General features: G+C 60.1%; 18 protein-coding genes and 4 tRNA genes. 5 read left to right on the forward strand and 17 right to left on the reverse strand.

What is annotated here, in order from left to right; genetic code table 11:
- Nucleotides 1-14: 14 nt before the first annotated feature.
- From C8D92_RS11475 to C8D92_RS11530, 12 genes are all read right to left on the reverse strand, one after another.
- Nucleotides 15-815, reverse strand: coding sequence for a C39 family peptidase (locus tag C8D92_RS11475; RefSeq protein WP_095610214.1), 801 nt, complete (start codon nt 813-815; stop codon nt 15-17).
- 185 nt (nt 816-1,000) lie between these two features.
- Nucleotides 1,001-2,197 carry a M24 family metallopeptidase gene (locus C8D92_RS11480; RefSeq protein WP_116919438.1) on the reverse strand — a complete coding sequence of 399 codons (1,197 nt, stop codon included), beginning with the start codon at nt 2,195-2,197 and terminating at the stop codon, nt 1,001-1,003.
- A gap of 82 nt (nt 2,198-2,279) precedes the next feature.
- Entirely contained in the window at nt 2,280-4,142 is a 1,863-nt protein-coding gene (locus C8D92_RS11485; protein WP_095610216.1) for a SurA N-terminal domain-containing protein, read from the reverse strand.
- 215 nt (nt 4,143-4,357) lie between these two features.
- A complete protein-coding gene (locus tag C8D92_RS11490; RefSeq protein WP_322852811.1) occupies nt 4,358-4,762 on the reverse strand; it encodes an HU family DNA-binding protein in 405 nt (134 codons plus the stop codon).
- A 105-nt stretch (nt 4,763-4,867) separates the two neighbouring features.
- Nucleotides 4,868-7,288: an endopeptidase La gene (gene lon, locus C8D92_RS11495; RefSeq protein WP_095610217.1), complete on the reverse strand. Its 2,421-nt coding sequence runs from the start codon at nt 7,286-7,288 to the stop codon at nt 4,868-4,870.
- Nucleotides 7,289-7,503: 215 nt separating this feature from the next.
- The gene (gene clpX, locus C8D92_RS11500) at nt 7,504-8,787 is read right to left on the reverse strand and encodes an ATP-dependent Clp protease ATP-binding subunit ClpX (RefSeq protein WP_095610218.1); all 1,284 of its coding nucleotides are present in this window, start codon (nt 8,785-8,787) and stop codon (nt 7,504-7,506) included.
- A gap of 207 nt (nt 8,788-8,994) precedes the next feature.
- Entirely contained in the window at nt 8,995-9,630 is a 636-nt protein-coding gene (gene clpP, locus C8D92_RS11505) for an ATP-dependent Clp endopeptidase proteolytic subunit ClpP (RefSeq protein ID WP_095610219.1), read from the reverse strand.
- A gap of 146 nt (nt 9,631-9,776) precedes the next feature.
- Nucleotides 9,777-11,081, reverse strand: a complete 1,305-nt coding sequence (gene tig, locus C8D92_RS11510; RefSeq protein WP_095610220.1) for a trigger factor — start codon at nt 11,079-11,081, stop codon at nt 9,777-9,779.
- A 242-nt stretch (nt 11,082-11,323) separates the two neighbouring features.
- Nucleotides 11,324-11,408, reverse strand: a tRNA-Leu gene (locus C8D92_RS11515).
- A 173-nt stretch (nt 11,409-11,581) separates the two neighbouring features.
- A tRNA-His gene (locus C8D92_RS11520) sits at nt 11,582-11,657 on the reverse strand.
- Nucleotides 11,658-11,808: 151 nt separating this feature from the next.
- Nucleotides 11,809-11,885 (reverse strand) — tRNA-Arg (locus C8D92_RS11525).
- 34 nt (nt 11,886-11,919) lie between these two features.
- Nucleotides 11,920-11,996 (reverse strand) — tRNA-Pro (locus tag C8D92_RS11530).
- 216 nt (nt 11,997-12,212) lie between these two features.
- Here C8D92_RS11530 and folD point away from each other — a divergent pair.
- Complete coding sequence (folD, locus tag C8D92_RS11535) at nt 12,213-13,067, forward strand: bifunctional methylenetetrahydrofolate dehydrogenase/methenyltetrahydrofolate cyclohydrolase FolD (protein WP_095610221.1); 855 nt, start codon at nt 12,213-12,215, stop codon at nt 13,065-13,067.
- Nucleotides 13,068-13,314: 247 nt separating this feature from the next.
- On the opposite strand, the gene C8D92_RS11540 is transcribed toward folD, so the two are convergent.
- From C8D92_RS11540 to C8D92_RS11550, 3 genes are all read right to left on the reverse strand, one after another.
- Nucleotides 13,315-15,498 (reverse strand): malate synthase G, encoded by a 2,184-nt coding sequence (locus C8D92_RS11540; RefSeq protein ID WP_116919439.1) that lies wholly within the window; start codon nt 15,496-15,498, stop codon nt 13,315-13,317.
- A gap of 92 nt (nt 15,499-15,590) precedes the next feature.
- On the reverse strand, nt 15,591-16,979 hold the full coding sequence (gene cysS / locus C8D92_RS11545; RefSeq protein WP_095610222.1) for a cysteine--tRNA ligase: 1,389 nt from the start codon (nt 16,977-16,979) through the stop codon (nt 15,591-15,593).
- 2 nt (nt 16,980-16,981) lie between these two features.
- The gene (locus C8D92_RS11550; RefSeq protein ID WP_116919440.1) at nt 16,982-18,658 is read right to left on the reverse strand and encodes a glutamine--tRNA ligase/YqeY domain fusion protein; all 1,677 of its coding nucleotides are present in this window, start codon (nt 18,656-18,658) and stop codon (nt 16,982-16,984) included.
- Nucleotides 18,659-18,785: 127 nt separating this feature from the next.
- On the opposite strand from C8D92_RS11550, the gene C8D92_RS11555 reads away from it, so the two are divergent.
- Together C8D92_RS11555 and C8D92_RS11560 are read left to right on the forward strand one after the other, a co-directional pair.
- Nucleotides 18,786-19,295, forward strand: coding sequence for a peptidylprolyl isomerase (locus C8D92_RS11555; RefSeq protein ID WP_116919441.1), 510 nt, complete (start codon nt 18,786-18,788; stop codon nt 19,293-19,295).
- Nucleotides 19,292-20,017, forward strand: a complete 726-nt coding sequence (locus tag C8D92_RS11560; RefSeq protein WP_116919442.1) for a UDP-2,3-diacylglucosamine diphosphatase — start codon at nt 19,292-19,294, stop codon at nt 20,015-20,017. The genes C8D92_RS11555 and C8D92_RS11560 overlap by 4 nt, the downstream gene beginning before the upstream one ends.
- Before the next feature lie 63 nt (nt 20,018-20,080).
- Here the strand turns inward: C8D92_RS11560 and C8D92_RS11565 are convergent, their stop codons facing one another.
- Complete coding sequence (locus C8D92_RS11565; protein WP_116919443.1) at nt 20,081-20,851, reverse strand: ferredoxin--NADP reductase; 771 nt, start codon at nt 20,849-20,851, stop codon at nt 20,081-20,083.
- A gap of 119 nt (nt 20,852-20,970) precedes the next feature.
- Here C8D92_RS11565 and C8D92_RS11570 point away from each other — a divergent pair, with 119 nt between their 5' ends.
- Nucleotides 20,971-21,858, forward strand: a complete 888-nt coding sequence (locus C8D92_RS11570) for a LysR family transcriptional regulator (RefSeq protein ID WP_095610227.1) — start codon at nt 20,971-20,973, stop codon at nt 21,856-21,858.
- Nucleotides 21,859-21,874: 16 nt separating this feature from the next.
- Here the strand turns inward: C8D92_RS11570 and C8D92_RS11575 are convergent, their stop codons facing one another.
- On the reverse strand, nt 21,875-22,492 hold the full coding sequence (locus tag C8D92_RS11575; RefSeq protein WP_095610228.1) for a MiaE family protein: 618 nt from the start codon (nt 22,490-22,492) through the stop codon (nt 21,875-21,877).
- Between the two features lie 332 nt (nt 22,493-22,824).
- Here C8D92_RS11575 and acnB point away from each other — a divergent pair, with 332 nt between their 5' ends.
- The gene (acnB, locus tag C8D92_RS11585) at nt 22,825-25,395 is read left to right on the forward strand and encodes a bifunctional aconitate hydratase 2/2-methylisocitrate dehydratase (protein ID WP_095610238.1); all 2,571 of its coding nucleotides are present in this window, start codon (nt 22,825-22,827) and stop codon (nt 25,393-25,395) included.
- The last annotated feature ends 68 nt before the right edge of the window (nt 25,396-25,463 follow it).

Below are 25,463 nucleotides of genomic sequence, written 5' to 3' on the forward strand. Positions count from 1 at the left end.
CGAATACTGCACCGTCAATTACGGCGATAATGGAGTTGTTTCCGGGTGTTCTCAGCGCTGCCGTCCGGGTTGTTCTTCTGGCGCTCCAGCATGTTCTGAATGCGCCTCTCGACGGCCTCGTGGAAGGCCGGCACCCGCTGCATGGCCTGAAGACGCAAGGTCTGGTCATCCACAAAGCGCATGTCTTCCTCCCGCAGCTCGAGCGCATCGAATGGCTTCTCACTGCCCGGGAACACGATAAACAGCACGTTGTCATCCCACTTCTTCTTGAACTGGGACAACGTAAATGAAATGTTGCCAACCGAGGGGTCGGCCAGGAACACACGACCGTCCTGAATCGCCCGAAGCACCACGAAGTGTTTGAACCCGGCGTGCTGGATGGGGACGATGGCCGGATGGTCCAGATCCTTGAGATCCTGAATGTTCGCGCGGAAACCGCCAGAGGGGTAACCAAGCGCCGTCACCAGCCGCTTCATGTCCAGCATCGAAAACGCGCGGCGCTGGACGATCCGGTCACTTTCACCGTAGTGGAGCAACCCCTCCATGACCTGACGCTCATTGAGGCTGCGCCCCAGGTAAAAATTGAGCACCGTTGTCAGCGCTGCCGAACCGCAACTGTAGTCGTACTGCTGGCGAACCACGTTCCGGTACTTCTGCGCCACCAACGGCTCCACCGCCACGCTCTTTCTCAGCTCAACCGGTGAGTCGTCAACGTTCTGCTCAATGATTACATGGCCTTTCTCATGGGGCGCCTCCACGGTCGCTTCCTGGACCATGGCGAATGTCATGAGGGACCCTGCCAGCACGAGAATCATGGCACTTCTGCTTCCTTTCGTTCGGAACGGATCGCACGACGCCGGCAACAACCGGGTACGGCCTGTTACAGCGCGTTACAGTAAGATACCGGAATGATAAGCCTCTGAAAGATAACTGTGCCTCAAATCTGTACGGGCAGAAGAGGCCCGGCCCTGGAGGATTGAGACACAGTTCAACCGCAGGGTCAGAACACCTGGCCGCGAAGATGCCAGTCGTTGTGGGTCAGGGGCTCGGCACCGTCCACCGTGACGCGGACCGTTTCACTGAAGCCGATACCCCAGGCACCGGGAATACGGAAACACAGTGGCAGATGGAACACCATGTCGGCCTCGAATACATCCGGCTCACCACGGGCGATGAATCCGCTCCCCTCCACCCAGGACGGGGGAAACTGGGCGCCGACAGTGTACCCGTAGACGCCGGAGAAGAAGGCTTCATCAGCCAGTGGCGCGAACACGGCCTCCGCGTCCCGCGCCGCATCGTCAAATGAGCGCCCGGGCACCATGGCCCGACACAACGTCTCATAAACCGTGCGGATGGTGTCGGCCACACGGCGCATGGTGTCCGTCGGGCCTTGCTGACCGGCGATCACCGTGTGCATCTGGGGCGCTGTATAACGCTGGCACGCCGCGCCCATTTCCATAAAAACAGGATCACCCGCTTCAATCAGCAGGCGGCGATGGTTGGTATGGATGATACTGCTGCGCATGCCGGCCACGACGATCGGCTGCATGCTCATGAACTCACTGCCCGCCGCGTGCATGGCGCGGGCGGCCTCAGCGGCCACCTCACTGTCGGTTCCTCCGGCACGGACCGCGTCCCGAGCGGCGGCCATGCCGCTCTCGGTCATTCGGGCACTGTGACGCAACAGATCGATTTCCGCTTCCGACTTCACCCGCCTGATCCGCGCCAGGATGCCCTGACTGTCAACAATACGGGCCGCCCCGAGCTGTTCACGGAGACCATCCACCAGCCGGGGTCTCAGGCTGGCACCGCCAAGATCAAGACCGATGGTCTGGCCCATGGCGTCCAGGGTCTCCGACAGCGGATCCAGGATCTCGCCGGGCCCTTCCCATCGGTAGCCGAGAATACGGTCGCAGCGCGCCATAGCCACTGCCGGGCCGGTTTCGATGGACGGAACCTGAAGAACAGCCTCACCCGGTCGATAGGCCAGTGCCGTATGCACCGAGACTTCAAAGGTGTTGTAGCCGGTCAGATAATGGATCTCGGCAGGCTGGGTAATCAGGAGTGCGTCCAGTCCAGCTCGCGCCATGGCGCTGTCCAGGGCGTGCCGGCGACGATCCAGTTCGGTGTCGGGAAAGGCGTGCTCTCGCTCGGTCAGCGAGGCCGCGAGGCGTTTCTGGTAGTCAAGATGGTCCAAGGGGAGGCTCCTCCGGTGTGACGCCGTGTGTGCTTATCACAGCTTAGGACACACCGGAGAGCCCTGCCCGCGGCAAGCCGGATCAGTTCCGCTCGATTTCTGCCTTCTCGCGGAGCTGCTCGACATACGCCGCGTAGGCCTGTTGGCCACTTTGAGCCGACAGGAATCGGCGAATCGACGACAGCGAGGATTCACTGCCTTCCACCGACCCAGACTGTACCGATTGCAGACCGATGATCACCGCCTGCTGCTGTCCCCCGGTCCAGTCGAAGGTCTGGCCCTGATCCGGGCGAGGCATGCGGAAGGCCTGGCTGACCACTCGACGGGAGGGTTCCGAAGCCGAGCGTCCGACACCCTCGTGACGGCGCCATTCGATGCCCAGATCGGCGGCGACCGTTTCCGGAGCCTCACCACCACGGAGCCGCTCAATGACATTCCGGGCTTCTTCAGACAGCGCCTCGGCGATTTCACGTTGGCGCAGTGTCGTCTCGATCTGATCCCGCACGGCATCCAGAGCGAGCGTCTTACCGGGGTGGTGCTCACGAACCCGCGCCACCACCGCCCTGCCATCACTGACTTCGATGACTTCGGTGTTGAAGTCGCCATTCAGCACATCGTCGGAGTACAACTGACGAACCAGCCCCTGATGGTCGAACGGCGCGTCGCCACCTTCCCGGCTGATTCCATCCCGGGTCTGGATCTCCAGCCCCAGTTCCTCGGCAGGCACCGTCAGGTTGGGTTCCGCGTAGGCCACATCGGCCAGCCGGGAGCGCTTCTCGGAGAAAAGCCGTCCGGCTTTCTCACGGGCGATCTGTTTCTTCAGCTCCGGACGCAACGCGTCGAAGCTCGGCTTATCCGCTTCGCGAACGGCATCCAGACGGATCAGGTGATACCCGAAACGGGTCTCAACCGGCTCAGAGATCTCGCCTTTCTCCAGGTCATAGAGCGCGTCTTCAAACGCCGGCTCGTAGACACCCCGGCCCGCGAAACCAAGATCGCCTCCTTTTTCGGCAGACAGCGGGTCGTCCGAATACTCGCGGGCCAGCGCTCCGAAGTCCTCGCCATTCTCCAGCTTCGACTGCACTTCCTGGAGGGTGTCTTCGGCATTCTCACCGCTTTCGATAAGAATGTGGGCGGCTCGACGCTGCTGCTGCCCTTCCAACTCCGACAGACGCTGCTCATAGCGATCCTGCAGGGCATCGTCGCTGACCTCCACATTCTCTGCCAGCGCCTCGACCGAGAGGGTCAACCAGGCCACATCCACCCGTTCCGGTTGTTTGAAGGCGTCCGGGTTGTTGTCGTAGTAGGTCTGTATGTCGTCCTCTGTCACGGAGACCGTGTCCACAACACGAGACTGGTCGATCGCCAGCGTCTGGAAGTTCCGTGTCTGACTCTGAAGCTGCAGGACATACCGGGCGGACTCCGGCGTCACAAAGGAGCTGCTCATCACGCCCGCGCGGATCTGATTGATGCGGTACTGGTCCCGCAATGCCTGGCGGAACTCGGTGACGCCCATCCCCATCTGACGAACGCGCGATGTAAACGCTTCCTGACTGAACTGCCCATCGACCTGAAACTGACTCATGGAGGTAATCAGACCATCGACGTCACGAGCAGACAGCGTGAAACCCTGATCGGCCGCGTCCTGGGTAAGCAGCGCCTGACGAATCAGTGAATCCATCACGGTCTGACGAATCCGGTCCTCGTCCAACAGGGAGGGATCAGGAGTCTCCATCTGTGAAAGCTGACGCTGGCGCTGCATCTGGACGGAGCGCTGGAACTTGCGCTCGGTTACGTCCTTCCCATTGACCGTTGCGACAGTCGGCTCACCGCTGAACCCATTGATCATGGCGTCCATACCAAACATGGACAGACCCAGGACCAGCAGGACGACGATGATCTTGGCAATGGTGCCCTGCGCATTGCTGCGGATATCTTGAAGCATGTTCCGTCACTCTATTGAACTCGGGTTGACCGGTTCGGGGCGGGAACCGGCCGCTAAACGCAAAAAGGCGCATCCGGGATGGAATGCGCCTCTTTCGTCCGGGGAGTGCCTACGGGCTGGCTGGCGGAGAGCCTTACCGGCCGGAGACCGACCCGGACCGCCTGGCGGAGCCTTCGCCGGCGGCACCCGGCTGGATACCGCCCGCGACAAGCCGCTTACTTGACGGAGTCTTTCAGCGCCTTGCCCGCCTTGAAGTTCGGCACTTTGGAGGCCGGAATCTTGATTTCCTGACCAGTCTGCGGGTTACGGCCCGTACGTGCCGCCCGCTCCTTCACGGAGAAGGTACCAAACCCGATCAGGGTCACCTGGTCGCCCTTCTTGAGCGCACCGGTGATGGAATCGACCATGGCATCCAGGGCGCGACCTGCACCGGCCTTGGAGATATCTGCTGACGCTGCGATTTCATCGATCAGTTCGGACTTGTTCACACTAAACCCCTTCGATTTCAGGTTGAAGATGTTGTTGGTTGGCTTCTTTTTCTTCGGAACCTCCCGACTATCGCACACGGTCGGGGAGAATTCCATTCTCGGTCTTTTTATTCCTTTCGTTCCTTCCGGCATCGACAGGAATACGGACGGCGCCCGGGAAACCCTTGGTATGGGCCGCTTAGAGTGCGATCAGTTATACCAACGGGTTCTCTGGGCTGTCAATCGATCCCCCCGCGTTCAGTGGGTTTTAATGCGATCGGAGTTGTCACCATCCTCTTCGCGACCCGCCTGGCTGGACGCTTCCTGCTCCAGACCGGTAGGCAACGGTTCGGGCTGCCACGCCAGTGCGATGTCGAGGACTTCATCAATCCAGCTCACGGGACGGATCTCCAACGACTCTTTGATATTGTCCGGTATCTCCTTGAGATCCCGTTCATTTTCCTCAGGAATCACGACGGTCTTGATGCCACCCCGGTGCGCCGCAAGCAGCTTCTCCTTCAGACCGCCGATCGGGAGCACACGGCCACGCAGGGTGATCTCACCGGTCATCGCAACATCGGCACGGACCGGAATGTCCGTCAGGGCCGAAACCAGCCCTGTACACATTCCGATGCCGGCACTGGGACCATCTTTCGGCGTCGCACCTTCCGGCACATGGATGTGCACGTCGTGCTTCTCGTAGAAATCGTCCCCGATGCCCAGGCCAGCGGCCCGGCTGCGTACCACGGTTAGAGCGGCCTGGATGGACTCCTGCATCACGTCACCCAGTGAGCCGGTCTTCACAACCTTGCCCTTGCCCTTGGTTAGCGCGCACTCGATGGTCAGCAGTTCGCCGCCGACCTGGGTCCAGGCCAGGCCGGTCACCTGTCCTACCTGATTGTGCTCTTCGGCCAGCCCGTACTTGAAGCGACGGACACCCGCGTAATGCTCGAGCAGCTCCGAGGTGAGCTCGACAGACGACTTGTCGTTGGCCTCGACGTGATCGCGCACCACCTTGCGGCAGATCTTGGCGATCTCACGCTCCAGGCTCCGCACACCGGCTTCGCGCGTGTAATGACGGATCAGGTCCCGCAACGTCTCTTCCGGAATCGTCAGTTCGTTCTTGCGCAGGCCGTTGGCCTTGAGCTGCTTCGGGATCAGGTGCTGAAGCGCAATATTGACCTTTTCATCCTCGGTGTAGCCGGGGATGCGGATGACTTCCATCCGGTCCAGCAGGGCCGGTGGGATGTCCATGGTGTTGGACGTGCAGACAAACATCACGTCCGACAGGTCATAATCCACTTCCAGGTAATGATCGTTAAAGGTGTGGTTCTGCTCCGGGTCCAACACCTCCAGCAATGCCGAGGCCGGATCGCCACGGTGATCCATGCCCATCTTGTCGATCTCGTCGAACAGGAACAGCGGGTTCTTGACCTCGACCTTGGAGAGCTTCTGGATCAGCTTGCCTGGCAGGGCGCCGATATAGGTCTTCCGGTGTCCGCGAATCTCTGCTTCGTCACGAACGCCACCCAGCGCCATCCGGGTGTATTTGCGGTTTGTGGCACGGGCTATGGACTGCCCCAGCGATGTCTTGCCCACCCCCGGGGGGCCGACCAGACATAGCACAGGGCCTTTGATCTTGCGCACGCGACTCTGTACCGCGAGGTACTCAAGGATGCGCTTCTTGACGTCATCAAGGCCATAGTGGTCTTCATCCAGAATCTGGCGTGCCTTGTCGAGATTATGTCGAACCCGGCTGCGCTTCTTCCAGGGAATGGACAGCATCCAGTCGATATAGCCCCGGACCACCGTTGCTTCGGCGGACATTGGCGACATCATCTTCAGCTTGTTGAGCTCTTCCTCGGTCTTCTTCTTGGCCTCTTCAGGCAGACCGGCTTCTTCTAGCTTCTGCTCAAGCTCCTCAAAATCGTTGCTGCCATCACCGAGCTGACCCATCTCCTTCTGGATGGCTTTCATCTGCTCGTTCAGGTAGTACTCCCGCTGACTGCGTTCCATCTGTTTCTTCACGCGGCCGCGGATTCGCTTCTCGACTTCGATCAGATCGATTTCACCGTCCAGACGCCCCATGAGCGCTTCCACCCGCTCACGGATATCGAGAATCTCAAGCAGTTCCTGCTTCTCGTGCACTTTCAGGTCGAGATGAGACGCCATGGTGTCCGCCAGACGCTCCAGTTCCTCGATACCGGACAGCGAGTTGGTCACCTCCGACGGTACCTTCTTGGACAGCTTGACGAACTTCTCGAACTCATCCGACAGGGTCTTGAGCAGTACTTCTTCCTCCCGTTCGGGCAACGACTCCCCTTCCAGGGTCGTTGCCTCAGCCAGCAGGTACTCGCCCTCTTCCGCAATGGACTCCACACGGACGCGGGCACTGCCTTCGACAAGCACCTTCACTGTGCCATCCGGCAGGCGCAGCATCTGGAGAACCGACGCCAGCGTGCCCATCTGGAACAGGTCCCTGGCCCCGGGGTCGTCCGTCGCTGCGTCCCGCTGGGCCACCAGCAGGATCTCCTTGCTGCCTTCCATGGCCGCTTCCAGCGCCTGAATCGACTTATCACGGCCGACAAAAAGCGGCACCACCATGTGCGGGAACACAACCACATCCCGCAGCGGCAGCATGGGATATTCTTTCACAGCAGACTCGGATATCGGACTCATAAAGCATCCTCTGACTGACGCATCCGACCATGCCAGACGACCGGATACGGAGGGAGACTGAACGTGTCTCGCCACCGGACGACCTCAGGCCCTCGGCGACGTTCACGATGTGCTTCCTTCACTATTGGGATAAAAAGAGCGGAATGCAATGGCCCGGCAGGGCCAGAAAAGGCGAGAAGCCCATGGCGCCCGAATGGCGCCATGGGCCATGACGATCAATCCTCAGGCACCGCCTTGGCACGATCGTTATTGGCGTAAATCTTGAACGGCTCAGACTCACCGTCAATGACGCTCTCGTCAATAACGACCTTGGTGACGTCCGGTTCGCCCGGGATCTGGTACATGGTATCCAGCAACGTGGATTCCAGAATGGAACGCAAACCACGTGCCCCCGTTTTGCGTTCCATGGCTTTGCGGGCCACGGCGCGCAGCGCATCCTCCCGGAAATCCAGCTCCACGTCTTCCATATCGAAGAGCGTCTGATATTGCTTGGTGAGCGCGTTCTTCGGCTGGGTCAGGATTTCCACCAGGGCGGCTTCGTCCAGTTCATTCAGCGTCGCCACAACCGGCAGACGACCGACGAATTCGGGGATCAGGCCGTACTTCACCAGATCCTCTGTTTCAACGTCCCGGACCACTTCCGCCGTACTCTTGCGATCTTCTTCGCTGACAACGGACGCCGAGAAGCCAATACTGCTGCGCTCGGACCGCTCGCGAATGACCTTGTCGAGCCCGGAGAACGCGCCACCACAGATGAACAGGATGTTGCCGGTGTCCACCTGCAGGAATTCCTGCTGGGGATGCTTGCGACCACCCTGCGGAGGCACGGACGCGGTGGTACCCTCGATCAGCTTCAGCAGCGCCTGCTGCACGCCCTCGCCGGATACGTCCCGGGTAATGGACGGGTTGTCCGACTTGCGCGACACCTTGTCGATTTCGTCGATATAGACGATGCCCTTCTGGGCCTTGTCGACATCGTAGTCGCACTTCTGCAGAAGCTTCTGAATGATGTTCTCAACGTCCTCACCAACGTAACCCGCTTCGGTGAGCGTGGTGGCGTCGGCGATCGTGAACGGCACATTCAGCATGCGCGCCAGCGTCTCGGCCAGCAGCGTTTTGCCGCTACCGGTCGGGCCGATCATCAGGATGTTGCTCTTGCCCAGCTCGACTTCCGCCTTGGTGTCCCCATAGCGGAGGCGCTTGTAGTGGTTATAGACCGCTACCGACAGCACGACCTTGGCATCATCCTGTCCGATCACATACTCGTTGAGGGTATCCCGGATTTCTGCAGGCGTGGGCAGCCGATCACTCTGCTCTTCCTCGACCGTCTCCTGGATTTCCTCCCGGATAATGTCGTTGCACAGATCGACGCACTCGTCGCAGATGAACACCGAGGGCCCTGCAATGAGCTTTCGGACTTCATGCTGGCTCTTTCCACAAAACGAGCAGTAGAGCAACTTACCGCTATCGTCGCCTCTGCCGTTTCTCTCATCTGCCATTGATCTACCTCTGTCTTTGGCTATGCGTGGTATCGCCCGGCCGTACCGGTAACGGCGTATCCCAAAACCCGTCCCTGATGGCAAACAGGACTGCGACGGGCCCGGGTTCAACGATCAGGGCCGCTCTACGGCCCCCACAGCACTTCGACCGACTGACTGTGCAGCGCTGAATACGCCGCCGCTGAGCCGCGTCGTACAAAATCAGTATTATGTATTCGAAGCGCGTTTATCAAGTACGGCATCCACCAGACCGTATTCTTTCGCCTGCTCCGGATCCATGAAATTGTCACGCTCCGTGTCCTGGCCGATGGTCTCCACATCCTGCCCGGTGTGCTTTGCCAGCAGCTTGTTCAGGGTTTCACGGGTCTTGAGAATCTCACGGGTGTGGATTTCGATGTCCGTCGCCTGACCCTGGTAGCCACCCAGAGGCTGATGGATCATGACACGCGAGTGCGGCAGACAGGCACGTTTACCCTCAGCACCACCCGCCAGCAGGAACGCCCCCATGCTTGCCGCCTGTCCGACGCAAAGCGTCGCGACGTCCGGCTTGACGAACTGCATGGTGTCGTAAATGGACATACCGGCGGACACAGAGCCCCCCGGGCTGTTGATGTAGAGGTGGATGTCCTTGTCCGGGTTTTCGGACTCCAGGAAGAGCAGCTGAGCGACGATCAGGTTGGCCATATGATCCTCAACGGGACCAACCATGAAGATGACGCGCTCTTTCAACAGACGGGAATAAATGTCGAACGAGCGCTCACCACGAGCCGTCTGCTCGATCACCATCGGGATCAGGCCGGAATTGGAAATCGTGCTCGGGCCGTCAAAGGGTTGTTGCGTCATGGTGTGCCTGGACTCCTTTACTGGGAACGGGGTGTAACCCCGGCTTTGTGTGACTGGATCGGGCGGCTTCGCATCGATGCCCGATCAGGAGGCAGTGTAGCGCACCAGACTCGGGCCGCCACCCGGGCGGCCCGGCCTGCCCGTCATCAGCCCTGCTGCTGACCAGCCTGCACAGCCTCCTCGTATTTCATCTTCTTCGTGGTGACTTTGGCCTGATCCAGGACAAAATCAACCACCGCATCTTCCAGCACCACGTTTTCCACCTGGGCCTTCTGCTGCGGATCACCATTGAAGTGGGCAATCACTTCATCGGGCTGCTCGTAGGTGGACGCAATTTCCTGAATCTTCTCATCCACTTTGTCGCTGTCCGCCTTCAACTCATTCTGGCGAATCAACTCCTGGAACAATAGCCCTGTTTTCACCCGACGCTGCGCCTGCTCGGTGAACAGCTCAGCAGGCAGTTGCTGCGGGTCCATCTGACCGCCGAAGCGCTGAACCGCATCCTGACGCAGGCGATCAATCTCCTGGTCAGTCAGTGCCTGAGGAATGTCAAACTCGTTGACTTCCAGCAGGCCTTCCACAACGTCATTCTTGACCTTGTTGTTCACCGCCTGCTTGAGCTCCCGCTCCATGTTGTTACGTACTTCAGCGCGGAAAGATTCCTCGTCTTCGGCGTTGACACCGAATTTTTCAAAAAATTCCGGGGTCAGTTCCGGCAGGATCGGCTCTTCAACTTTCTTGACGTTGATCTTGAACGTCGCCGGCTTACCCGCCAGCTCCTCGTTCTGATAGTCCTCGGGGAACGTCACTTCGATCTCATGCTCTTCGCCAGCCCGAGCCCCTTTGATGCCACTCTCAAAGCCGGGAATCATCTGACCGTCACCCAGCGTCAGCTGGTGATCTTCCGCTGAGCCGCCCTCAAAGGCCTCACCATCAATGTAACCGGTGAAATCCATGGTCAGCACGTCCTTGTTCTTGGACTTGCGCTTGACCTCTTTGTGGTCCGCGTGCTGGCGACGCAGGTTGTCGATCATTTTCTCGACGTCCTTGTCCGTGACTTCGGCGTTCGGCTTCTGGACGGTTATCTTGCTCAGGTCGCCGATCTCGATCTCGGGCAGCACTTCGAACGTCGCCACGAATTCCAGATCCTTGCCCTCTTCCATCGTCTTCGGCTCGAAGCTGGGATACCCGGCCGGGTTGATCTCCTGCTCCTCAAGGGCCTTCATGTAGCGATCGCGCATGACCTCGCTGACCACTTCCTGGCGGATGCCGGCCCCAAAACGACGCTTGACCACTTTCAGCGGAACCTTGCCCGGGCGGAAGCCGTTGAGACGCACCTGACCGGCAGTCTCCCGAAGACGGCTCTCAACCGCTTCATCGACTTCACTGGCAGGCACACCAATCGTCATGCGACGCTCGATGTTGGACGTCGTTTCTACAGAGACTTGCATGGAAGATCCTCGAATTACCGTTTCAATGGGTTAATGAGTGGCCGGCCCGGTGACTGGCGCCCCGGCCCGCGAACTATAAAACGACCATATTATCACGGTTTGCCGGCCTGAGAGAATGTGTGCCCGTCCACGCGCCTCACGAGCTGGGGCGACAGCCGGCTCAGGGCGCGATTGCCGGCAAACCACTGATAACCAATAAGAAAAACCCCCTTGGCGCAAAGCAACCAAGGGGGTCGACTGACTGGTGCCGTGGGGGAGACTTGAACTCCCACGCCTTGCGGCACTAGGACCTAAACCTAGCGTGTCTACCAATTCCACCACCACGGCAAATCAAGCGGCCCGAAGTCAACGTTCCGTTGCTGCAATCAGCGAGCGATCAATCACCCCGAGCCGACCGAATGCTACCACTGACGAGACGCAATCGCCAGCCAGCGCACCAAACGGAAAGAGGAACGGACACGAGCCGATACGAAAAAACGCGGGGAGAACAAAGAAGAGATTGGGGTGGACGAAGGGAGTCGAACCCTCGACCGCAGGAGTCACAATCCTGAGCTCTACCAACTGAGCTACGTCCACCACATTGTCGGGCCCGGAAAGGCCGATCCGCCCCGAGAGGTTGCACACCATACCGATATCGGCAGGGGCTCGCAACATCACCTTTGCGAAAAGGCGACCACTGGCCAGCTTGGCGCATGCTCTGAAGCCGGACCTCAAGCGCCCTGATGGTTGGCGCGCCCGGCAGGACTTGAACCTGCGACCTACGGCTTAGAAGGCCGTTGCTCTATCCAGCTGAGCTACGAGCGCTCGACCTTTCACTCACCCGGTGTCATCGGGAAAGTGGTCGGGGTAGAGAGATTCGAACTCCCGACATCCTGCTCCCAAAGCAGGCGCGCTACCAGACTGCGCTATACCCCGAACTTCAGCCTGATCGGCGGGTGCCTCATCAAAGCTGGCGCGAATGATACCCACCCTGCCCCACCCCGTCAACACGGACTTCACGCCGCTCGCGGACCGTTTTGAGACGCTCCCATCATTGGACGGACCCGGGAAGCGTGCGACAATACGCCGCTTTCGTAACAACCCGTTTTACCAGCCGGGCGCGACCTGGCGGAGCAACTCAGGCATACCACCATGACAGCACAACTGATTGACGGAAGGAAGATCTCGGAACAGGTGCGAGCGGACGTTGCCAGCAGCGTCTCCGCGCGGCGGGAGCAGGGCAAACGCCCGCCAGGTCTGGCCGTGGTACTGGTCGGCTCCGATCCCGCATCGGAGGTGTATGTCGGCAAGAAGCGTGAAGCCTGCGAGCAGGCCGGCATCCAATCGTTCTCCTACAACCTGCCGGCATCCACCTCCCAGGAGGCGCTGGAGTCCCTGATCGACGAACTCAACGCCGACCGGCACGTGGATGGCATCCTCGTTCAGCTGCCGCTGCCCGATCACCTCGATCCGGACCCGATTCTGCTGAAAATCGCCGTTGATAAAGATGTGGATGGCTTCCATCCCTTCAACATCGGCCGCCTGGTTCAGCGACGCCCAGCGCTGCGCCCCTGCACGCCGGCCGGCATCATCACTCTCCTTGATCACATCGGCACGCCCTACAAAGGCCAGCACGCGGTGATCGTCGGTGCATCCAACATTGTCGGGCGGCCCATGACCATGGAATTACTACTGCGGGGGGCGACCGCGACAGTCACCCATCGATTCACGGGGGATCTGTCCTATTACGTCCGCCAGGCCGACATCGTCATCGCCGCCGTCGGCAAACCGGGACTGGTAAAAGGCGAATGGATCAAGGAAGGCGCCACCGTCATCGACGTAGGCATCAATCGAATGGAAGACGGCAAACTTCGTGGCGACATCGAATTCGACGAGGCCGCCGAACGCGCGGCCTGGATCACTCCGGTGCCCGGCGGTGTGGGGCCGATGACGATCGCGACCCTGCTGCAGAACACCTTGTACGCGGCGGACTATCTGCACGACTGACGGTGCTGATTAGCCACGGAAAAACACGGAAAGCACGGAACCGCCCTTCGGGCGGAAACAATAAAACGTTTGAACGCATTAAAGTCTGAAGGTTTTAAAGTTCACGCGGCCTGAGCCTCGGACACTGAGCCACCTGAAAACGTTCAAACTTTAAAGCCTTATAACCTCGATTCTCCGTGGCTAACAAAACAAAAAAGCCCCGCCTGGGACCACCAGGCGGGGCTTTTTCATGGGATGACGTCGGCACTTACGCGCCGTACTTCTCCTTCGCCTTCAGGCGGTAGGCGTGCAGCAGCGGCTCGGTGTAGCCGTTCGGCTGCTCGCGGCCCTTGAGGACGAGATCCAGGGCGGCCTGAAATGCAACACTGTCATCGAAGTCCGGCGCCATGTTGCGGTAGCTCGGATCGGCCGCGTTCTGGCGGTCCACGACCGCGGCCATGCGCTGCATGGTCTCGCGCACCTGCTCCTCGGTGCAGATGCCGTGGTACAGCCAGTTGCAGATGTGCTGCGAGGAGATCCGCAGTGTCGCCCGGTCTTCCATCAGGCCGACATCGTTGATGTCCGGCACTTTGGAGCAGCCCACGCCCTGGTCAATCCAGCGCACAACGTAGCCGAGGATGCCCTGGGCGTTGTTGTCGAGCTCCTGCTGAATCTCGGCAGCCGACAGCTTGGACGGGTCCTCCAGCAGCGGCAGCGTCAGAATATCCTCAAGCTTGGCGTGCTCGCGATTGGCCAGCTCTTTCTGGACGTCCTGCACATTGACCTGATGGTAGTGCAGCGCATGCAGCACTGCGGCAGTCGGCGAGGGCACCCAGGCGGTATTGGCGCCGGATTTCGGATGGCCGATCTTCGCGTCCATCATGGCCGCCATCTTATCCGGCATGGGCCACATGCCCTTGCCGATCTGGGCAACACCACTGAATCCGGTTTCCAGTCCCACGTCTACGTTCCAGTTCTCGTAGGCCTGCATCCATTTGGCCGGCTTGATCTCGCCCTTGCGCAGCACCGGACCGAATTCCATGGAGGTATGGATCTCGTCGCCGGTGCGATCCAGGAAGCCGGTGTTGATAAAGACGGCACGCTCCTTCGCGGCCGCAATGCAGGCCTTCAGGTTGACCGTCGTGCGACGCTCTTCATCCATGATGCCCACTTTCAGCGTGTGGCGGGTCAGGCCCAGCGCGTCCTCCACACGATTGAAGAAGTCATTCGTGAACGCCACTTCTTCCGGACCATGCATCTTTGGCTTCACGATGTAGACGCTGCCCGTTTTGGTGTTACGCCGGTCGCTATCGCCCTTCAGGTCATGCATTGCCACCAGCGAGGTCACCAGACCGTCCATCAGGCCTTCCGGCACTTCATTGCCATCCTTGTCCAGAACCGCATTGTTGGTCATCAGATGACCCACGTTCCGGACAAACATCAGACTGCGCCCTGGCAGCGTAAGATCGCCACCCTGTGGCGCGGTATAGACCCGATCCGGGTTCATCCGGCGGGTGACGGTCTTGCCGCCTTTCTCAAAGCTTTCTTCGAGGTCGCCTTTCATCAGGCCGAGCCAGTTGCGATAGGCCGCTGTCTTGTCCGCCGCATCAACGGCCGCAACTGAGTCCTCACAGTCCATGATGGTGGTCAGAGCGCCCTCAACGAGCACATCTTTGACATGCGCACCATCATCTTTGCCGATCGGATGGGTCGCATCGACCTGGATCTCGAAGTGCATGCCATTCTTGACCAGCAGCACGCCGTTCGGCTCGTTCTCAGCGCCGGTATAGCCAACGAACTGAGCCTCATCTTTCAGGCCAGTCGTCTCACCATTCTGGAGTTTTACCACCAGCTTGCCGCCATCGATCTGATACTTCGCGGCGTCGCGATGGCTGCCCTGGGCCAACGGCGCCTGCTCGTCCAGGTGCTTGCGGGCATATTCAATGACCCGCGCACCACGCACCGGATTGTAGCCACCGGCGCCTTTCTCGGCACCGTCTTCTTCAGAGATCACATCACTGCCGTAAAGCGCGTCGTACAGGCTACCCCAACGGGCATTGACGGCATTCAGGGCAAAACGCGCATTCAGGACAGGAACGACCAGCTGAGGCCCGGCCTGGGTCGCGATTTCCGGGTCAACATTCTGGGTGCTGATGTTTAAGTCACCCGGCTCATCCACCAGATAACCGATCTCCTTGAGGAAGCCCTTGTACTCTTCCATGTTGATCGGCTGACCCTTGTGCTCGCGATACCAGCCATCCATTTTTGCCTGGATGTCATCGCGCTTGCGCAGCAGCTCGCGGTTACGCGGCGCCAGGTCATGAATGATGGTGTCGAATTCCGACCAGAATCTGTCAGCATCAACGCCGGTGCCCGGAATCGCTTCGTTGTTGACGAAGTCGTAGAGGGCTTTTGCGACCTGAAGGCCGCCGACTTGGACGCGTTCTGTCATTGTTTCAGCCTCGATGGTTGTCAATGTTCACGGCGAGACGTCGTGATCGTCTCAGAAATGGGGCGCCATTCTACGTGAAAATACGGATAAATTCATGCCCTGCGCCAGGTGGTGCCCTCGCGGGAATCATCCAGGATCACGCCCTGCTCCGCCAGCTCATCACGGATGCGATCCGCTTCGGCAAAGTCCTTGTTCCGCCGGGCTTCGGCCCGCGCGGCAATCTGCTCCTCAATCACCTCGGGCGACAGGTCGTCGTCGGAGCCGCCCTGGAAAAACGCCTCCGGGTCCTGCTCCAGCAGCCCCAGCGCTCGACCAAGGCGACGCAGAACCCCCGCAGAGCGCGTCGCGGCGGTGTCATCCCCATCACGGCGCTGCTGATTGATGTCGGAAGCCACCGCGTGCAGGACGGTCATCGCCCCGGCGGTGTTGAAGTCATCGTCCATCAGCTCGGAAAAGCGCCGATCATGCTCGCCTTCCGGCGCCGTTTCATCCGGAGTAAGCCCACGAATTGCGTGATAGAGCCGCGTCAGCGCGCGCTCTGCTTCTTTCAGGTTGTCTTCCGAGTAGTCTACCTGACTGCGATAGTGACTCGAGACCAGGAAGTAGCGCACGACCTCCGGCGGGTAGGTCTCCAGAATCTCACGAATCGTGAAGAAGTTGCCCAGTGATTTGGACATCTTCTCCTGATCGACGCGGACCGCGCCGGCGTGCATCCAGTAGTTCACGAACGGCTCACCCGTGGCCGCTTCCGACTGGGCGATCTCGTTCTCATGATGCGGAAACAGCAGATCCGGACCACCCCCGTGGATGTCAAAGTGGTTCCCCAGGCGCGTGGTGGACATGGCCGAGCATTCGATGTGCCAGCCAGGGCGACCGTTGCTCCAGGGCGACGGCCAACTGACCTCGCCCGGCCCGGCGGCTTTCCAGAGCGCGAAGTCCGCCGGGCTGTGCTTGACGTCGGACACATCCACCCGGGCACCCGCGATCAGGTCTTCAAGCTTCTTCTTGCTGAGCTTGCCATAGCCATCGAACGACGCCACCGCGAAGTAGACGTCGCCATTGTCGGCCACATAGGCGGCGCCCTTTTCGATCAGGGTCTCAATCATGGCGATCATTTCGCGGATATAGTCCGTCGCCCTGGGCTCCTCGGTGGGGCGCAGGACACCCAGAGCGGCTTCATCCTCGTGCATGGCGGCAATCATCCGCTCGGTCAGTACGAGGAAGTCCTCGCCGTTCTCTTCAGCCCGGCGCAGAATCTTGTCATCGACGTCGGTGATGTTGCGAATGTAGGTCACGTCATACCCGCGATGGCGCAGATAGCGGGTGATGACATCAAACGCCACCAGCACGCGGGCATGGCCGAGATGGCAGTAATCATAAACGGTCATGCCGCACACGTAGATGCGGACTTTGCCGTCGTCGATGGGCCGGAACGGTTCCTTGCGCTGTGTCAGCGTGTTGTGCAGTTGTATCTCGGTCATCGCTACTTTTTGCCCTTGCCCCAGGAATCACGGAGCGTCACGGTGCGGTTGAACGCCGGTCGCTCACCCATGCTGTGCTGCGGATCGAGGAAGAAATACCCCTCCCGCTCGAACTGATACGGCAGCTCGGTCTGAGCCTCGAGCAGGTTGGCCTCGGCGCGCGCACCACGAATCACGACCAGCGACTCCGGATTCAGGTTGTCAGTGAAGTCCACGGACTTGTCAGCATCCGGGAATTCGGCATTGAACAGACGGTCGTACTGATAGATGTCCACTTCGGCACTTTCTTCTGCGGACACCCAGTGCAGCACGCCATTGGGCTTGTAGCCCTCGGGGTTCACGCCCAGCGTGTTCGGATCGTATTCGCAACGCAGCTCGACGAGACGGCCGTCGTCGTCATAGATCGCTTCCCGGCAGGTCATCACATAACCACCACGCAGCCGCACCGCCTGATCCGGCGCCAGCCGCTTCCACTTTCTGGGCGGCTCTTCCGCGAAGTCATTGCGATCAATGTAAAGCGTCCGCGTCCAGGCCACGTCACGGGTCCCCAGCTCCGGGTTCTGCGGGTGCACTGGCAGGGTGAGCACCTCGCGCTCGCCTTCGGGATAGTTGGTCAGCGTCACCTTCACCGGGTCCATCACACACATGGCTCGCGGCGCCCGGGCGTTGAGGTCCTCCCGGATGGCATGCTCAAGCATGCCTACGTCCACGGTGCCACCCGCTTTGCTGACGCCCACCATGTCGCAGAACATCTGCAGCGACTCGGGCGTCACACCGCGGCGGCGCAGGCCGGAGATGGTCGGCATGCGAGGGTCGTCCCACGCCTCGACATGCCCCTCCTCCACCAAACGCAGCAGCTTGCGTTTGCTGGTAATGGTGTAATTCAGATTCAGTCGTGCAAACTCGATCTGACGCGGTTTGCATGGCGCCGAGATGTGGTCGATCACCCAGTCGTACAGTGGGCGATGGTCCTCGAACTCCAGCGTGCACAGTGAGTGCGTCACCCCCTCGAGCGCATCGGAGATCGGGTGCGTGAAGTCGTACATTGGATAGATGCACCACTTGTCACCGGTCTGGTGGTGGGTCGCCCGGCGGATGCGGTAGAGGATCGGGTCGCGCATGTTGATGTTCGACGAGGCCATGTCAATCTTCGCCCGCAGCACCATCGCCCCGTCCGGGTGGTCACCGGCTTTCATTTCCCGGAACAGGCGCAGGTTCTCCTCGGCCGGCCGGTCGCGATAGGGGCTGTTTTTCCCGGGCTCGGTCAGCGTCCCCCGGTATTCGGCCATCTGTTCCGCATCCAGCTCGCAGACATAGGCGTCGCCGTTCTGGATCAGTTCTTCGGCGAACGCGTACAGATCATCGAAATAATCAGAGGCAAAGCGGATGTCGCCTTCCCACTCGCACCCCAGCCAGCGGACATCCCGGCTGATGGCGTCGATGTATTCCTGACTCTCCTTCTCGGGGTTGGTGTCGTCGAACCGCAGCGTACAGACGCCATCGAAGGTGGTCGCAATGCCAAAATTCAGCAGAATGGACTTGGCGTGGCCAATGTGAAGATAGCCATTCGGCTCCGGCGGGAACCGGGTCACAACCTGACCGGAATGCTCGCCACTGGCGATATTTTCCTCGATCAGATTCTGGATGAAGTTGTTCGCTTTCTTGGACTCGGCGCTCATATAGACTCGGTTGCAATGGGTGTCACGATAAACGCGTTATTATACGCACAGATGGCACTCAATCTCATGCATTCGACGGGCCTCTTGTTTAAACTGGGGGCTTTCATTCACTGGGTAAGGAACGTTGATGATTCTCCTGAAAACCAGCCATGGTGACATCACTCTCAAACTGGACCACGAGCGCGCTCCGAAAACGGCCGCCAACTTCGAAGCCTACGTCCGTGATGGCTTTTACGACGGACTGATTTTTCACCGGGTCATTCACAATTTCATGATCCAGACCGGCGGCTTTGAGCCTGGCATGGTGCCCCGGCGCACAGGGGAGCCGATTGAAAACGAGGCGGACAACGGCCTGAGCAACATGAAAGGCACGGTTGCGATGGCACGCACCATGAACCCGCACTCGGCCACGGCCCAGTTCTTCATCAACGTTGAAAACAATGGGTTTCTCGATCATTCGGCCAAGACCGCCGAGGGGTGGGGCTATGCCGTCTTCGGCGAAGTGGTTGAGGGCATGGACGTGGTGAACCGCATTCGCGCCGTCCCCACCACTTTCCGGGAAGGCCACCAGGATGTACCGGCCGAGGACATTGTGCTCGAGAAAGCGGACGTTCTGGACGAGGGAGGCTCGGCGTGAGAACGCTGTTTATCTCGGATCTGCACCTGGAGGAAAGCCGGCGGGACATCACCGACGCCTTTCTCCGGTTCCTGCGTGCTCACGCAACCGGCGCAGACCAGCTATTCATCCTCGGTGATTTCTTTGAAGCCTGGATCGGTGACGATGAACGAACACCGCTGCAGGAGGAAGTCGCGGAAGCCCTGAAGACCGTGACCGCCAACGGCACCCGACTCTACCTGATGCACGGCAACCGGGATTTTCTGATCGGCGAGGACTTCTGTCAGCGTGTCGGCGGCGAGCTGCTTGATGACCCGACCGTCATCGACCTGCACGGCACCCCAACCCTGCTAATGCACGGCGACAGCCTCTGCACGGCCGATGTCGAGTACCAGAAATTCCGCAAGACCATGCGCGACCCGCAGTGGCAGACCATGTTCCTCAAGCGCCCTCTGGCCGACCGCCAACTGGTCGCCCGTCAGCTCCGGGATATGAGCATGGCGAAGAATCAGGGCAAGAAGGAAGCGATCATGGATGTGACGCCCGAGGACGTGGTCGCCTCCATGGAGCAGCACGGCGTTCAGCGGCTGATCCACGGCCACACGCACCGGCCGGCCATCCACGAGCTGACAGCCAACGACGAGGAAGCGCGTCGTTATGTGCTCGGCGACTGGGAAGAAAGCGTCTGGTGGATCGAGGTCATTGACGACCAGACACCCGAGCTCCTGAAAGAAAGCCTCTGATGAAGGCTCTGGGGCGATGGCCAGGCATTGCGCCCGGCCATCCGCTCCTTATTTCTCAACGAATCACTTCTCAACAAACGCCCGCTCAATCACGTAGTGGCCCACATCGCCACCACGGGCTTCCCGGAATCCCTTATCGTCGAGGATCTTTGTCATGTCCTTGAGCATGGCCGGACTGCCGCACAGCATGAAGCGGTCGTCCTCGGTATTGAGGTCCGGCAGGCCCAGATCCTGCGTGAGCTTGCCGCTGGTCAGCAGGTCCGTCAGGCGGCCCTGGTTCCGGAAGTCCTCGCGTGTGACGGTTGGGTAATACAGCAGCTTCCCGTCCACCATCTCACCGAAGTATTCGTTTTCCGGCAGGCCTTCGATGTCATCCTGGTACGCCAGCTCGGACACGTACCGGACGCCGTGGGTCAGAATGACCTTATCGAAGCGCTCGTAAATCTCCGGGTCCTTGATGATGCTCATGAACGGCGCGAGTCCGGTGCCGGTGCTGAGCAGGTAAAGGTTGCGACCGGGCAACAGATGGTCCACCACAAGAGTGCCGGTCGGCTTGCGGCTGACCAGAATCTCATCCCCTACCTCGATATTCTGGAGGCGTGAGGTCAGCGGGCCGTCCTGCACCTTGATCGAGAAGAACTCCAACTCCTCTTCGTAGTTGGCGCTGACCATGCTGTAGGCACGCATCAGCGGCTTACCGTCGGTTTCCAGTCCGATCATCGTGAAATGACCGTTCTTGAACCGGAAGCCGGGATCGCGGCTGGTCTTGAAGCTGAAGAGGGTGTCGTTCCAGTGGTGAACGCTGGTCACCGTTTCTCGATTCATGTTGCCCATAAAGTGTGTCCGTCCAATCCAGAGTTCGGAGTCTGCAAATCGCTTGAGCGTATGCTAACGCAAGAGTAACCTATCGACAAAATGGGATATTGTCATAACCTTATTCGGAATAATCGATAATGCGCTATACCTTTCGGCAGCTCGAGGTGTTCGTCGCCGTCGCGCGGACCCAGAACATCACCCAGGCAGCCCGCTCACTGGCCATGTCCCAGTCCGCCGCGAGCAGCGCGCTGCGTGAGCTGGAGACCCAGTTTGACACCCAACTGTTCGACCGCGTTGGCAAACGCCTGCAGCTCAATGAGCTGGGCCGGCTGTTCCGTCCAAAGGTCGAATCATTGCTGTCACAGGGCCGGGATCTGGAACAGGCCCTGAGCGAACACACCGATCTGGGCGCGCTCAATGTCGGGGCGACGTTGACCATCGGCAACTATCTGGCCGTCGACATCATGGCCGACTACATGAAGAACCGGCCCGAATCCCGCGTGTCGCTGCAGGTCGCCAATACCGAGAACATCGTCCGACGAGTGCGCGAGTTCGAACTCGATATCGGCCTGATCGAGGGCGAGTTGCAGGCCCGGGATCTGGACGTCATACCCTGGCGGCCCGACGAACTGGTCGTCTTCTGTGCGCCGGACCACCCACTGGCCCGGAAAGACGCCCTGTCCGATGACGACCTGCGCGATGCCGACTGGATCATGCGGGAACCCGGCTCCGGCACCCGTCAGACGTTCGAGCGCGGCATGCATGGGCTGCTCCCGGACCTGAACCTCGCTCTCGAACTGGAGCACACCGAAGCCATCAAACACGCCGTGGAGGCCCGGCTGGGGATCGGCTGCCTGTCCCGGGTCTGCCTTGAAGATGCCTTCCAGCGCGGGCGTTTCGTCGAACTGTCCACGCCAGAACACCGACAGTTCGACCGCCAGTTCTACTTCATCCTCCACAAACAGAAGTACCGCAGCGCCGGGATCGACCGGTGGATCGAGCTGTGCCGGGCACTGGACCGGTGACAGCGCTACGGGCTTATCAGGCGGCGTCGGGGACCGGCCCACTATGGAAGCGGAATTCGGAATCCGGTAACTGAATCAGCTCGTGGTCCAGCGCAAGAAACCGCTCGACACGCTCAGACACGTCGCCACCGGCTGCTTTCTCCGCCAGATGCAGGTAATCCCGGAAGTGGCGCGCCTCGGACTTGAGAAGGCCCGTGTAGAAGGCCGACAGCTCGTCGTCCAGATGGGGCGCCAGCGCCGCAAATCGCTCGCAGGAACGGGCCTCAATAATGCCGCCGACAATCAGCGTATCCACCAGCCGCCCTGGTTCCTCTGTCCGCACCGGCTTCCGCAGCCCGGCAGCGTATCGCGACGGGGTCAGGTGGCAGTAGGCAATATTGCGCTTTTTCATGATCGACAGCACCTGCTCGAAGTGACGCAATTCTTCCCGGGCCAGCCGTGACATACGCTCCAGCAATTCGGTGTCCTCGACGTACCGGTACATCAGGCTCAACGCCGTCGAGGCGGCTTTCTTCTCGCAATGGGCGTGATCAATCAGCATCAGGTCCGGCGATGCCAGCGCGTTCTCGATCCACCGCTGCGGCGTTCGGCACGGCAGAAACGCGTGAATCTCATCAAGACCGGGAATCGACATGGCAGTGCTCTCAAATCTTGGCATCAACGCGGTCGCGCATTATACCCACCCCCTGTGCCTCTCTGCACCATTCACGGACTTCTTAACTTTTTCGTGGAATTCCCTTATACTCCGTCGCCGTTTAATCGTTGAAAGCCAGTGCCGGTTTTCAAAGATCACTAACCCCGTCGTACCAGGCATCAGGAGCCACTGAATAAGTAACTTGCCCGAGCCTCCCCTCATCTCCTGCCCCATCCATGGCGACCCCGAGGCCATGGGAGGCCGCGTAATCTATTTATTCAGTGACTCCTGTGGGGCGGTCCGGCGGGACAACGACTGATGAGGGGTTGACCGTGTTAGAAGCCTATCGCAAGCACGTAGAAGAACGTCAGGAACAGGGCATCCCGCCCAAGCCGCTGGATCCGGAACAGGTCGCCGAGCTGGTCGAGCTGCTCAAGAACCCGCCCAAGGGTGAAGAGGATCAGCTGCTGTACCTGCTGGAAAACCGTGTGCCGCCCGGAGTCGACGAAGCCGCCTACGTGAAGGCCGGCTTCCTGTCCGCCATCGTCAACGGCGAAGCGCAAAGCCCGCTGCTGGATCGCCGCAAGGCGACCGAACTGCTGGGCATGATGCAGGGCGGCTATAACATCGAAACGCTGGTAAATCTGCTCGATGATGAGGAACTGGGCGAGCTGGCGGCTGAAAAGCTGAAATTCACCCTCCTCGTCTTTGACGCCTTCCACGACGTCAAGGAGAAGATGGATGCCGGCAACCCTCACGCCAAGGCGGTCATTGAGTCCTGGGCCAACGCCGAGTGGTTCCTGAAGAAGCCGGACGTTCCGGAGAAGATGACCCAGACGGTTTTCAAGGTCACCGGCGAAACCAACACCGACGACCTGTCTCCGGCACCGGACGCGTGGTCCCGCCCGGACATCCCCCTGCACGCCCTGGCCATGTACAAGATGCCACGCGAAGGCATCACCAACGCCAAGCAGCAGATTGAAGAACTCAAGGAAAAAGGCCACCCGGTTGCGTTTGTCGGCGACGTTGTGGGCACCGGCTCTTCACGGAAATCCGGCACCAACTCCGTGCTCTGGTACATCGGCCATGACATTGAGGGCGTTCCGAACAAGCGTGCAGGCGGCGTCTGCATCGGCGGCAAGATCGCCCCGATCTTCTTCAACACCATGGAAGACGCCGGCGCCCTGCCCTTCGAAGCCGATGTGTCCAAGATCCATATGGGTGACGTCATCGACGTGTATCCGTTCGAGGGCAAGATCACCAATCACGAGACAGGCGAGGTTCTGTCCGAGTTCGAACTCAAGTCCGATGTCATCCTGGATGAAGTCCGCGCCGGTGGCCGGATTCCGCTGATCATCGGCCGTGGCCTGACGGACAAGGCCCGTGCTGAGCTGGGCCTCAGCCCGAGCGACGTGTTCCGTCGCCCGGCCGCAGCCGAAGACAGTGGCAAGGGGTACACTCTGGCGCAGAAGATGGTCGGCAAGGCCTGCGGCCTGGAAGGCGTACGCCCGAACCAGTACTGCGAGCCGAAGATGACCACCGTCGGCTCCCAGGACACCACGGGTCCGATGACCCGGGACGAGCTGAAAGATCTGGCCTGCCTCGGCTTCAACGCCGATCTCGTGATGCAGTCGTTCTGTCACACCGCCGCCTATCCGAAGCCGGTGGACGTGGAAATGCAGCACACCATGCCAGACTTCATCATGAACCGTGGCGGCGTTTCCCTGCGCCCGAACGACGGCATCATCCACAGCTGGCTCAACCGTATGCTGCTGCCGGACACCGTCGGCACCGGTGGTGATTCCCACACCCGCTTCCCGATGGGCATTTCCTTCCCGGCCGGTTCCGGTCTGGTGGCGTTTGCCGCGGCCACCGGCGTCATGCCGCTGGACATGCCGGAGTCCGTGCTGGTCCGGTTCAAGGGTAAGCGTCAGCCGGGCGTCACCCTGCGGGATCTGGTTCACGCCATTCCCCTGTACGCCATCAAGGAAGGCCTGCTGACGGTCGAAAAAGCCGGTAAGAAGAACATCTTCTCCGGTCGCATCCTGGAGATCGAAGGTCTGGAAGACCTGACCGTTGAGCAGGCATTCGAACTGTCCGACGCGTCCGCTGAGCGTTCCGCTGCCGGCTGCACCATCACACTGGGCGAAGACTCTGTTGCCGAGTACCTGCGCTCCAACATCACCATGCTTCGCTGGATGATCGCAGAAGGCTACGGCGATGCCCGTACCCTGGAGCGTCGCGCCAAGGCCATGGAAGACTGGCTCGAGAACCCGCACCTGATGCGCGCCGACGCCGATGCCGAGTACACGTCCGTGATCGAGATCGACATGGACGAGATCAAGGAACCGATCCTCTGCGCCCCGAACGACCCGGACGATGCCCGCACGCTGTCCGATGTGGCCGGTGACAAGGTGGACGAAGTCTTCATCGGCTCCTGCATGACCAACATCGGTCATTTCCGGGCCGCCGGTAAGCTGCTGGAGCGGAACACCGATCCGCTGAACACCCGTCTCTGGATGGCACCGCCCACCAAGATGGACCAGTCGCAGCTGATGGAAGAAGGCTACTACAACACCTACGGCAAGAGTGGTGTCCGCACGGAGATTCCGGGCTGCTCACTGTGCATGGGTAACCAGGCGCGGGTGGAAGCCAAGTCGACGGTCCTGTCCACCTCGACCCGGAACTTCCCGAACCGTCTGGGTGATGGTGCCAACGTCTACCTGGCATCCTCGGAGCTGTCCGCTGTCGGGGCAATCCTGGGTCGCATCCCCACCGCCGACGAGTACCTCGAGTACGCCGGCGAGATCGATTCCATGGCCGATGACATCTATCGGTACATGAACTTCGATCAGATGGAGGAGTACCAGAAGAAAGCGGACACGGTGGTTTCGGAAGACTGATCCCGGTTTTCAGAAACACCGACGTAAAAAAACCCCGGCGCTCGCGCCGGGGTTTTTTGTGTCCGGAC

Origin of the sequence: Tamilnaduibacter salinus, from assembly GCF_003096655.1 — a bacterium.
In the GTDB taxonomy this organism is placed as follows: Bacteria; Pseudomonadota; Gammaproteobacteria; order Pseudomonadales; family Oleiphilaceae; genus Tamilnaduibacter; species Tamilnaduibacter salinus.